A 12291-nucleotide genomic window follows, 5' to 3' on the forward strand; every position below is an offset into this window, starting at 1 on the left:
AAATTATCTTTATTGAATAATATTACCATCTTCTACTACATAATAAATATTACCATCTACTATGATTTTTATTCCTTTTTCTTCTTTTTTATCAATTTCTATTTTACTTGCAGCCAAATCCCACTTAATTGAATCACTATCATTTACTATATTACTTATCCATAAATATTGCTTAACTGCTGCTGTTCCAAAATAAGGTCTATTACTAACAAATATTATATTTTCTTCATTTATAAATTTTGGATCAGAATTCCATAAATATTCTGGCTTACTTAAAAGGGTAGCTTCTTTAGTAAATACATCACCTTTTTTAGAAGTGTATTCATTTTTAGATACTACTTTTGATTCTCCGTTAACATTATACACTGTAATAGTTTGATCTTTATCTAATATTAAAATTTGCTTACCTGAAGGGCTAATATCAAATTTCACAAAATCATCTGTACCTTCTAGTTTAGTAAATTTATTTTGTCCATTTTCTTCAATATATGTTGCCTTAACTACTATACCACTAGCCAATTTAATTTCCAAAACTTGTTCCTCAGTTTTTTCATTTGTTTTTTTATCTTGTTCAATACTTAATTCTTTACTAGAATCTTCTGTCACTAACTCTGATTTATCATCTCGTGGAATAGTATCACTATCAATCCAAGCTTGTATTCTTTGTTTAATATCACTGTAATTTCTAGTGCTATAAGAAACTTTAACTATAGCTAATATAGCTAATGCAAAAACTATTGAAAAAATTATTATAAATTTTCTTTTTCTTTTTTTCATTCGTTTTTCATATTCTTTACTAAAAATACTTGGTTTAGCCAAAGCATTCCCTCCAGACCTATTTTTTTATGTTAAATAACTATAACAAACAAATTCATTATATATTATATTTTTTTCTAAATCTACATTATATTTAATATTTAATATTTTCTTTATAATTTATTTCTTACAACATTTATGTTTTTTACATCCATTGCATTTTTTATTTTCTTTGTGATTACAACAACCTGAACATTTTATAAAACCAAATTGTCTTAATTCTTCTTCAGATAAATTATACACATTTTCTGAGTATTCTTCATATTCAGGAGTAGACTTTAGTAAATCTTCTTTTTTTATCTCAATCATTATTTTCACCTTTCTAAAACTATTTTTAGTATTTTAATATTTACTATACTATAACTTTTAACATTTTTAAAATTTCGTCGAGTAAAGAATTATAATGGAATTTTTTAATATTTAAACAAATTTTATGAAATATATTGTTTTTAATTACTCGTTTAATGTATAATTAATATATAAACTATTTGAGCTCATATCACTTTAAAATACTTATTGTATTTTAAAGTTTTATAAACCCCACGTATGTTCATTTATTCCCTTTCTTAAATGAACATAAACCTTAGTCTGCATTATTTATTAAGTGCAGACTTTTTTTGTTAAATAATATTTGTATTCTATTATATCAAATATATATTCTCATTTTAACTTTAATACTTTCAAAATTTAAAATCAACTTAATTTAACGCTTCATCTACATAAGAATTCTATTATGTTATAATAAACTAAAAAGAATGGAGTGATAAAAATGATTTTTGATAGTCATATCCATACAAAATTCTCATCTGATAGTAAAATGGATATACATGAAGCTCTTACTAAAGCAAATGATTTAAAAATTGGTCTTATACTTACCGAACATTTAGATCAAGATTATCCTGAAAAAGATTTATTTAAATTAGATATTCCCAATTATTTTAATAAATATTCAAAATATAGAAATAACAATTTACTTTTAGGTATAGAAATAGGATTAACACTTCCATCATTTTATATTATAAACGATAAAGCAAATAGTTTTGATTATGATTTTATCTTAGGATCTGTTCATTCAGTTTATGATGAAGATATATTTTTAGATTATTGTAAAAAACCTGGACTTAAAAAGAAGGATTACTTTGACAAATATCTTGAATTTATGCTTGAAGTAGTTAGAAAATATGATTGTTTTGATTCTTTAGCTCATTTTGATTATCCTTGTAGATATGTTAATTTTAAAGATAATGAAATCAATTTAATTGAGCATAAAGATATTATTGACGAAATAATGAAAACTTTAATATCTAAAGGAAAGGTAATGGAAATCAACACCAGAAGACTTAATAATATAAATACATTTAATAGTATGTTAAGCATATACAATAGATATAAAGAACTTGGTGGGAAATATGTTACTCTCGGTTCGGATGCTCATTCTTCAAATGATATATATATTAATTTTAAAGAAGCATTGTTGCTGACTGAAAAATTAAATTTAAAACCAATATATTTTAAAAATAGAAAACCTGAATACTGCTAAAAATCAAAATAAAAAAGTGGCATAGCCACTTTTAAATATTTTCTATAGGTTTTCTTTCTCCCTTAAAATTATTATTTTTTTTACTTCTTTCTTTTAATTCATTTTCAATATCATCTAAAGAAATATTAAGTTCAGCCATTAAAACTAGAACATGATAAGTAAGATCACAAATTTCACTTACCTGTTCATATTTTTTATTATTCTTACTACTTATTATAACTTCAGTACACTCTTCACCTATTTTTTTTAGAATCTTATCTATTCCTTTATCAAATAAATAGGTTGTGTATGATCCTTCACTTATATTTTCTTTTCTATTTAATATAGTATTATATAATTTTTTTATTTCATTACACATAGTTTCCTCCTAAATATCTCTATAAAAACAACTTCTATTTCCTGTATGGCAAGCAACTCCTTTTTGTTCTACAAGAATTAAAATAGTATCATTATCACAATCTATTTTTATATCTTTTACATATTGAAAATTGCCTGAAGTTGCACCTTTATTCCAAAGTTCTTTTCTACTTCTACTATAAAACCATGTAGTTCTATCTTCTAAAGTCTTTTTAAAACTTTCTTTTGACATATATGCAAGCATTAATACCTCTTTATTCTTGTAATCTTGAACTATTGTTGGAACTAATCCATTACCCTTATCAAAATTTATAAAGCTTATATATTCATCAATATCCATATAGTATCCTCCATTTAAATTAACATTATATTTTAAGTAATTGTTTATATTTTTTTTAACTTACTTAATGTAATGAATGTATATTAACCGAGTTTTCAATTTAATTTCTTGCCATAAGCCTTAGTTAAAAATTATAATCTAACAGAGATATTTTTATTTTTTAAATATCTTTTAACTTCATCAACTTTTAATTCTCCATAATGGAATAATGATGCTGCAAGTGCTGCATCTGCTGCATTATCTTTAAACACATCATAGAAATCTTCTAAACATCCACACCCTCCAGATGCTATAATTGGTAGATTGGTTACATTACTTACTGCCTTAATTAATTCTAAATCAAACCCTTTTTTAGTTCCATCTGCATCCATTGATGTTAAAAGTATTTCTCCTGCACCTAATTTTGTTGCTTCTTCAATCCAGGTTAACATATCAATACCGGTATCTATTCTTCCTCCATTAATAACGACATTCCATCCCAAATTATCTATTCTTTTCTTTCCATCTACGCCTAAAACTATACATTGGTTTCCAAAATAGAATGCTCCCTCTTTAATTAAATTTTTATCTTTAACAGCTGCTGAATTTAAACTAACCTTATCTGCCCCGGCCCTTAAAATTAATTTTATATCATCTAAAGTTTTTAATCCTCCTCCAACAGTAAATGGAATAAATATTTTTTCTGCAACTTCTTCAACTACTTTAAGCATTATACTTCTCTCTTCATGTGTAGCTGTTATATCTAAAAATACCAGTTCATCTGCTCCTTGCTCATCATAGTATTTTGCTAAACTAACTGGATCTCCAACATCAACTAGCCCCTCAAAATTAATTCCTTTAACAACCCGTCCTTCTTTTACATCTAAGCAAGGAATAATTCTTTTAGTATGCATATATTCCCTCTCCTTTTACTTATCTAGATAATTCTATTGCTTCTTTTAATGAAAGTGTTCCAGAATAAATGGATTTCCCTACAATTGCACCATATATATTAAGTTTTATTAAATCTTTAATATTATCTATATCTCTAATTCCACCTGAAGCTGTAATATCAATTTCTACTGTTTCTTTAAGTTTTTTTAACATTTCAATATTGGGCCCTTCCAATGTTCCATCCTTACTTATATCAGTAACTATTATATTTTTAACACCTATTTTTTTTATTTCCTTCGAAAAATCTATATAGTTGTGTTTACTTCCTTTTAGCCACCCTCTACTATAAACATATTCATTTTTACAGTCTATTCCAACTGAAATTTTTTCTCCATAAATGTCTACTGCTTTTTTTAATAATTCTTTATCCTCTATAGCTACTGTTCCAAGAATAACCCTTGATATGCCATTTTCTAATAGATTTTTAATTGTTTCAAAGTTTCTAACACCGCCGCCCACTTCTACTGGTATATCTATTTGTTTAGCAAGTTTTAATATTATTTCATGATTACTGCATTCTCCATATTTTGCTCCATCTAAATCTACTAAATGTATATAGTCAGCACCTAAATTTTGAATTTTTTTTGCTACACAATATATATCTTCACCAACTATCTCCATTTTATTGTAATCACCTTGATATAATCGAACTGCTTTTCCATTAATTATGTCTATTGCAGGTAATATTATCATTTAATCATCTCCCCAAAATTTTTTAAGAGTCTAAGGCCTGTATTACTACTCTTTTCAGGATGAAATTGAATTCCTATTACATTGTTTTTTCTAACTATGCCTGGTATTTTATTAGCTCCATATTCTGAATAAGCAACCAAGTCATTTTCATCATATTCTTGTGCATAATAAGAGTGAACATAATACACAAATTCCCCTTCATCTACTGCTTCAAGCAAATTATCATTTTTACTATAAATAAGATTATTCCAACCTATATGAGGAATTTTTATATTATCCTTTATGTTTTCCTTCATTTTAATAACATTTCCTTTTAATAAACCTAATCCACTTCTTTCTTCTACTTCAAATCCCTTTTCAAAAAAAAGTTGCATTCCTAAACATATTCCCAAAATAAATTTTCCCTTTTTAACTTCATTTTTTATTAGCTCATCTAATGATTCTTTTTCTATATTATCCATAGCATCTTTAAACGATCCAACGCCTGGTAATATTAATGCTTTGGCCTTTATAATATCCTCTTTATTAGAAGAAATTTTACTTTCTAAACCAATACTCTTTAACGCATTATAGACACTTTTTAAATTCCCCATCCCATAATCTATTATGACTATCATATTGTTTTCCTCCAGGTCTTGCTTATTTGCTAATTGTTTATATATAATTTTTATTTCATCAACTTATATTAGCCCCTTTGTTGATGGAATATCATTAAATCCATTTCTTTCTTTTGCTTCATTTATAGCTCTTCCAAGACCTTTAAATAAAGCCTCAATTTTATGATGATCATTACTTCCATATAATAATTTACAATGTAATGTTATACCTGCATTAAAGGCAAATGCTCTGAAAAATTCTTCAACCATTTCAGTGGAGAATCTTCCTATATTTTCTCTTTTAAATTCGCAATCAAATACTAGAAATGATCGTCCACTTATATCTAAAGATATTAATACTAATGTTTCATCCATTGGTAAATGAAATGTTCCATACCTATTTATTCCTTTCTTATCTCCAAATGATTCCTTTAAACATAATCCAAGTACTATTCCAATATCTTCAACTATATGATGATCACAAACCTCCAAATCTCCATCTGCTAAAATATTTATATCTATTTTGCTATGAAAGGAAAATAAATTTAACATATGATCTAAAAAAGCAATTCCTGTATTAATTTCACTTTTTCCAGAGCCATCTAAATTAATTTCTATCATAATGTTTGTTTCATTTGTTTTTCTTTGAATTTTAGAAATTCTATCCAACATATTATTCTCCACCTTGATATATAAATATATCTTTTATCCCTTCTATAACCTTTTTGTTTTCTAAAGGGGAACCTACTGTAATTCTGAAAGTATCATTTTGAAAGCTTCTTATTAATATTCCCTTATCATTTAATCCATCTAACAATGCTTTTTTATTAGAAGTGCTTCCCATTATAAAATTTCCTTTTGAAGGATAAAACTTTATATCCATTGATGCATTTTTTTCTATACTCTTTAGTTCTTTAAATAATATTTCCCTTTGTTTTATTATTTGGGCAACATTTTTCATAACTCTTTCTGGATACTTTAATGCTATTAATGCCATAGCCTGAGAATATGAATTTACTGTATAAGGTATCTTTTTATCTGACAAACATTCTAATATAGATTTATTACTTATAAGAAAACCTACTCTCAGAGCAGCTAAACCCCATGCTTTGGATAATGTTCTTGTTACTATTAAATTTTTATACTCATTTATATAATCAATCATTGATTCTCCATAAAATTCATAATAAGCTTCATCAACGACTATAATTTTATCTTGAAAAGTTTCTAATAATCTAACTATCTCTTTAACACTTAGAGTTAATCCAGTAGGATTATTCGGATTAGAAAACATTATTAAATCTACATTATGCTTTTTTCCAAAATCAATAAACTCATCCAAATCAAACTCTGATATATGATTAGCTTTGTATTTTTTGATTTCCCCTCCAAATAATGAAACATAGAAGTCATACATTATAAAATCTGGGTCCATTGTAAGCATTTTTTTACCGTTTCCCATTAATGAACTTATAATCAATTGGAGCATTTCATCTGATCCATTTCCCACAATAATATTTTCAGCCTGTGCACCTGAATACTTAGCATATAAATTTCTAATTTCAAGCATATTATTTTCTGGATATCTGTGAAGATCTATATTAGATAAATTACTTTTCATTTCAAGCATTATATTATTATCTATATCTATATAACTTTCATTACTGTTTAAACGTATTTGATATTTCTTATCAATGCTTATATAATCATTCATTTATTCTAACCTCACTTTCACAGAATTTGCATGAGCTGTTAATCCTTCTTTATTAGCTAATGTTATAATTTTACTACCATTATTTTTAATAGCTTCTTGTGAATAGTATATAAATGATGATTTTTTAATAAAACTATCTACAGATAATGGCGAAAAAAATCTTGCCGTCCCATTAGTTGGAAGTACATGATTTGTTCCTCCAAAATAATCTCCTACAGGTTCTGGACAATATCTTCCTAAAAATATAGAACCTGCATTTTTGATTTCCCCTAAATATTCCATAGGATCATCCACCATAAGTTCTAAATGTTCTGGTGCTATTAAATTAGATATTTCAATACACTCTTTAATATCATTACATATTATTGTTTTTCCAAAAGATTCAAGTGATTTTCGTATTACTTTTTCTCTTTCTAGATTTTTTATTTGTATCTCTAATTCTTTTAATACATCTTCATATAGTTTCTTAGATGTAGTAACCAATATAGATGAAGCTAACTCATCATGTTCTGCTTGAGACATTAAGTCTGCTGCAATAAATTTAGGATTAGATTTTTCATCTGCAATTATTAAAATTTCACTAGGTCCTGCAATCATATCTATATCAACATTTCCAAATACTAATTTTTTAGCAATAGCAACAAAAATATTTCCTGGTCCTACAATCTTATCTACCTTTTTAATTGTTTCAGTTCCATAAGCTAAAGCGCCAATTGCTTGTGCTCCTCCAACTTTATAAATTTTATTTACTCCAACAATTTTTGCCGCTACTCCTATATAAGGGTTTATTCCTCCATTTTTATCTGGTGGAGTAAGCATTATTATTTCATTTACCCCTGCAACTTTAGCAGGAATAACATTCATTAATACTGAAGAAGGATATGCTGCAGTTCCCCCTGGAACATATACTCCTACATTTTCTAATGGACTTATTTTTTGCCCTAAATATACTCCCATTTCTTTTGTCATAATAAATCCTGATTTTTTTTGTTTTTTATGATAATCTTCTATATTAATTTTAGCTTCTTGTAATGCTTTGATAAAATCTTCTTCAACTTTATTAAAACATTCTTCCAGTTCTTTTTGACTTACCTCTAAATCTTTAAGTTCAACTTTGTCAAATTCTTTAGTAAAATTTATTAATGCTTTATCACCCTCATTTTTAACTTTAGATAATATTTCAGCTACAATATCTGTTACTTTAGATTGTTCTACTTCTTCCCTTCTTTGAAGTTCTATAATTAAATCTCTTTTATTTATTTCATTAAACTCCAATAGTTTTATCATTATACTCCTCCCCAACCTGATTATTTATTATTGCTTATCACTTATTTCCTAAAAAATTATAAATAGGATTTTAACTTTTAGATATATTTCTTATTCCCTTAAATAATTTTTAATATTATTTATATCTACAGTTTATATTTGAAAGTATTAAAATATATATTAGAAAAACTAAATAACTTTTTTTATTCTATTAATAAATATTTTTATTTCTTCTTGTTTTAATTTAAAACTTGCTTTATTAACAATAATTCTTGCACTTATTTCACATATAGTATCTAATACTATTAATCCATTCTCTTTTAATGTTGTTCCAGTTTCCATTATATCCACAATACCATCACATAGCCCTAAAATTGGTGCCAATTCTACTGAACCCTCTATTTTTATAACTTCAACATCCATTTCCTTTTTCTTGAAATACTCTTTTGCTACCCTTGGATACTTAGTACCTATTTTTATATGTCCTATTTTTTTAAAGAGATTCTTATTAGGTAAAGATGCTACTATAAAATTACACTTTCCTATCCCTAAATCTAATATCTCATAACAATTATTATCACTTTCTAATATAGTATCTTTGCCAACTACTCCAATATCCGCTACTCCATGTTCTACATATGTTATAGAATCAGCTGCTTTTACTAGAAAATAACTAACATTTCCCTTTTCATCCTTAAAAACTAATTTTCTCCCTTTATCTTTTAATTGATGAGTATCAAAATTAGCTTTATCTAGTATTTTAATTATTTCTTTTTCTAGCCTTCCCTTAGTTAAAGCAATATTTATCCCCATATTTTATATTCCTCCACATTTAACTATCTTTATCTCCTCTAAATTTTCATTACATAATAATTCCACAATCATACCATCATTTCTTAATTTTTCACTTATTTTAATTGCTTGTATAATATTTTTATTGTTATAACACACTTTACATCTTTTTTCATTTTGATAACTTATATCTTGAGTAAGAGATATTATAGAATCAATATCAATAGAAAAACCTACTGCTTGCAAATCTACTCCATCTGCTTTAATCAACTTATCATACCTTCCACCTGTTAATAACGAATCTCCAATTCCTTTTCCATATCCTCTAAATATTATTCCAGTATAATAATTAAGCTTTGGAACCATACCTAAATCAAAAGTTATATTATCTGCATATCCTAAACTTTCTAATTTAATATATATATCCTCTAAATACTGTATACAACTCATAAGTTCATTGTTGAATGCCATTTTTTTACTTTCTTCAAGTATATTTTTATCTCCAAACATCCATGGCAATTTATTAAAAAATTCTTTTAATTTATCCTCTATATCTAATTCGTTCAAAAAATCTTTTAAGTTTTTTAAATTTTTATCCTCTATTAATTTTGCAATTTTCTTTTTATTTACTTCATCAATATCTAAATCTTTAAATACTCCATTAAAAAATTTTATATTGCCAATCTCTAATTTAAAATCTTTTAATCCTAACATTTTTAATGCTTCTAAAGCTAATACTAATATCTCTATATCAGCATTTTCTTTTTCAAGACCTATTAGCTCAATACCACAATCAGTATATTCATTTCTTTTTCCCCCAAGACTTTCATGAACTCTGAAAACATTAGATATATATCTAAGTCTAATAGGCAATTTTTCACATTTAAATTTAGTACTAACTAAACGAGCTATAGGTATAGTCATATCTGGTCTTAATACTAATATTCTTCCTTTATTATCAAAAAACTTATACATTTCTTCTTCTTTTAAACTTTCAGGGTAATAATTAAAGGTTTCATAAAACTCTAAAGTTGATGTAATTACTTCCTTATATCCCCACTGTTTAAAGAGTTTATCTATATTATGCTGTATATTTTTCTTTATAATACATTCTTCTAAAACTAAGTCTCTTGTTCCTTCTGGAAGCATATTTCTCCTACTCATTTAAATCTACCACCAATCCCCTTATACTTTATTAATTTATCGTTTTATCAATTTAGCGTGTTAAATTATTACTTGCAATTATAATACGTTAATTTTTGCCCTTTGTCAATATCCATTATTTAAATATTTTAAATATTTTTTACCAATATATTATTATTTTTTATCTTTTTTATTAATTTGTCAAATATTATTATCTGAATATATAGTCTTATTTTTCTTAAAAATAGTTTTTACATAAATATTTAAGATATACTTTTTCATTTAAATATTTCATATAAAGTCCACTTAATAATAGACAAGTAAGAAGTTTAAAAATATTTTTTACCAAAAGCGTTTGAGAGACAAACTATTTTAAAACATGCCTAATAAAAATAAAAAAGATATAATCAGTCATTATACCGTGCAAAAATCTTTAAACTTTTAGCACTAATGATAACTAATTATATCCTTATAAAATAAATCAAAACATTTTTAATGTACATGAAAATAAATAATACATTAAAGATGTACAAACATACTGAAGTATTGTTTTTTAATTACCTAAATTCCTTCTCTATCAATTTTATCTATTGCATTTTTATCTAATCTATGAATAATCCACTCATTCATTTGCCTTGCCCCTATACTTTTATAAAATTTAAGAGATGGTTCATTCCAGTCTAAGCAAACCCATTCCATTCTTTCGCATTTTTCTTCTTTAGCAATATGTATTAACGTTTCAAATGCTTCTTTACCTAGACCGTTTCCTCGATATTCTGGCTCTATATAAATATCTTCTAAATATAATCCTGCTCTTCCTATAAATGTTGAGAAATTAAAAAAGTATATTATATACCCAATAATCTTATTATTAAATTCTATTAATAATGCATGAGCTCTATTATTTTGAAAAATTGATTCTCTTAATTTTTCTTCTGTAGCCATTACCTGATCTAACATTTTTTCATATTTTGCTATCTTTTTTATAAATTCCAATATAACAGGAATATCTTCTTCTGAAGTTTTCTTAAATCTTAACCCATTTATCTTTGTTTCTATATAATTCATGATATATCCTCACCTTTTATTGATATTTACCTAATTTAAGCATATGAACATAAATAATAATTCAAAATAAAATTTCTAATTATACGTTTGTTAATTTTTAATATTTCTTGTATAAAAAAATATATATCTAAGTTTATTTTTTATTATTATAACTAATTAGCTTTCAGTATAATATGCAACCCCTATACTTCCTGGTCCTACATGTAATCCTATTATAGGACCTATATGCTGAATAGTAACAGGTATACCTAATTTTCCTTCTAATCTTCTAGCAAGCTCTAATCCTTCATTCTCACAATTAATATGATGAACTATAACTTTACCTAATCCTTTTTCTTTAACATCTTGAAGAACTTTATCTACTATTGTGTCAATTGCTTTTTTCTTTGTTCTTACCTTATTAAATACTGTCGTCTCTCCATTTTCTACTGTTAAAATAGGTTTTATTTGAAGTATAGTTCCAAATAAAGCTGAAGCCCCTCCTATTCTTCCACCTTTTTTTAGATACTTTAGTGTATCTGGAACAAATAAGAATCTACTATTTTCTCTTATTTTTAATACATCATTTACAACTTCACTTATATTCTTGCCAGCCTTAGCACTCTTTGCTGCTTGTAGTACTTGATACCCCATTTGCATACAATTTGTTGTTGAATCTATTAGTTCTATCTTTGCATTTGGATATTCTTCTAAAATCATTTCTCGAACAAGATGAGAATTTGAATAAGTTCCACTCATTTTAGATGATAAAAATATTCCTATAACATCATCTCCATTGACTACTTTTTCTTTAAATATTTGAAAAAGTTCATCAGTACTTGGTTGTGATGATGTTGGAATCTCATTACTTTTATCCATTTGTTCATAAAATTCTCTATTACTTAAATCGATTTCTTTATAACTTTTACCATTTAAAATAACATTTAATGAAGCAATTGAAATATCATATTCTTTAATTAGTTTTTCTGCAATATAGCTAGTACTATCTGTTACTACCTTTACTGACATAGTCCCCCTCCTAAGATACGTAATT

At 25.7% G+C, this 12291-nt stretch carries 15 protein-coding genes; 1 reads left to right on the forward strand and 14 read right to left on the reverse strand.

Going from position 1 to position 12291, the window contains the following annotated elements; all coding sequences use genetic code 11:
• Positions 1-9 precede the first annotated feature (9 nt).
• Entirely contained in the window at positions 10-819 is an 810-nt protein-coding gene (locus tag ACYUET_RS13530) for a hypothetical protein (protein WP_460280429.1), read from the reverse strand.
• Positions 820-936: 117 nt separating this feature from the next.
• The gene (locus ACYUET_RS13535; protein ID WP_460280431.1) at positions 937-1125 is read right to left on the reverse strand and encodes a hypothetical protein; all 189 of its coding nucleotides are present in this window, start codon (positions 1123-1125) and stop codon (positions 937-939) included.
• A gap of 460 nt (positions 1126-1585) precedes the next feature.
• Here ACYUET_RS13535 and ACYUET_RS13540 point away from each other — a divergent pair, with 460 nt between their 5' ends.
• Complete coding sequence (locus ACYUET_RS13540) at positions 1586-2356, forward strand: histidinol phosphate phosphatase (protein ID WP_460280433.1); 771 nt, start codon at positions 1586-1588, stop codon at positions 2354-2356.
• A 31-nt stretch (positions 2357-2387) separates the two neighbouring features.
• On the opposite strand, the gene hisE is transcribed toward ACYUET_RS13540, so the two are convergent.
• The 12 genes from hisE to ACYUET_RS13600 all read right to left on the reverse strand — a co-directional run bounded on the left by hisE (position 2388) and on the right by ACYUET_RS13600 (position 12266).
• On the reverse strand, positions 2388-2714 hold the full coding sequence (hisE, locus tag ACYUET_RS13545; protein ID WP_460280435.1) for a phosphoribosyl-ATP diphosphatase: 327 nt from the start codon (positions 2712-2714) through the stop codon (positions 2388-2390).
• Positions 2715-2723: 9 nt separating this feature from the next.
• Complete coding sequence (gene hisI, locus ACYUET_RS13550) at positions 2724-3053, reverse strand: phosphoribosyl-AMP cyclohydrolase (RefSeq protein ID WP_460280437.1); 330 nt, start codon at positions 3051-3053, stop codon at positions 2724-2726.
• 131 nt (positions 3054-3184) lie between these two features.
• Complete coding sequence (gene hisF, locus ACYUET_RS13555; RefSeq protein ID WP_460280439.1) at positions 3185-3946, reverse strand: imidazole glycerol phosphate synthase subunit HisF; 762 nt, start codon at positions 3944-3946, stop codon at positions 3185-3187.
• Positions 3947-3965: 19 nt separating this feature from the next.
• On the reverse strand, positions 3966-4679 hold the full coding sequence (gene hisA, locus ACYUET_RS13560) for a 1-(5-phosphoribosyl)-5-[(5-phosphoribosylamino)methylideneamino]imidazole-4-carboxamide isomerase (RefSeq protein ID WP_460280441.1): 714 nt from the start codon (positions 4677-4679) through the stop codon (positions 3966-3968).
• Positions 4676-5296, reverse strand: a complete 621-nt coding sequence (gene hisH / locus ACYUET_RS13565; protein ID WP_460280443.1) for an imidazole glycerol phosphate synthase subunit HisH — start codon at positions 5294-5296, stop codon at positions 4676-4678. The genes hisA and hisH overlap by 4 nt, the downstream gene beginning before the upstream one ends.
• Positions 5297-5359: 63 nt before the next feature.
• A complete protein-coding gene (gene hisB / locus ACYUET_RS13570) occupies positions 5360-5947 on the reverse strand; it encodes an imidazoleglycerol-phosphate dehydratase HisB (RefSeq protein ID WP_460280445.1) in 588 nt (195 codons plus the stop codon).
• 1 nt (position 5948) lies between these two features.
• A complete protein-coding gene (gene hisC / locus ACYUET_RS13575) occupies positions 5949-6989 on the reverse strand; it encodes a histidinol-phosphate transaminase (RefSeq protein WP_460280447.1) in 1041 nt (346 codons plus the stop codon).
• Complete coding sequence (gene hisD, locus ACYUET_RS13580) at positions 6990-8276, reverse strand: histidinol dehydrogenase (RefSeq protein ID WP_460280448.1); 1287 nt, start codon at positions 8274-8276, stop codon at positions 6990-6992.
• 168 nt (positions 8277-8444) lie between these two features.
• Positions 8445-9068 (reverse strand): ATP phosphoribosyltransferase, encoded by a 624-nt coding sequence (hisG, locus tag ACYUET_RS13585; RefSeq protein WP_460280449.1) that lies wholly within the window; start codon positions 9066-9068, stop codon positions 8445-8447.
• Positions 9069-9071: 3 nt separating this feature from the next.
• Positions 9072-10211, reverse strand: coding sequence for an ATP phosphoribosyltransferase regulatory subunit (gene hisZ, locus ACYUET_RS13590; RefSeq protein ID WP_460280451.1), 1140 nt, complete (start codon positions 10209-10211; stop codon positions 9072-9074).
• Between the two features lie 540 nt (positions 10212-10751).
• The gene (locus tag ACYUET_RS13595) at positions 10752-11258 is read right to left on the reverse strand and encodes a GNAT family N-acetyltransferase (protein ID WP_460280453.1); all 507 of its coding nucleotides are present in this window, start codon (positions 11256-11258) and stop codon (positions 10752-10754) included.
• A 156-nt stretch (positions 11259-11414) separates the two neighbouring features.
• Complete coding sequence (locus ACYUET_RS13600; protein ID WP_460280455.1) at positions 11415-12266, reverse strand: DegV family protein; 852 nt, start codon at positions 12264-12266, stop codon at positions 11415-11417.
• Positions 12267-12291 lie beyond the last annotated feature (25 nt).

The sequence above is a fragment of the Clostridium sp. CTA-5 genome (genome assembly GCF_054768135.1).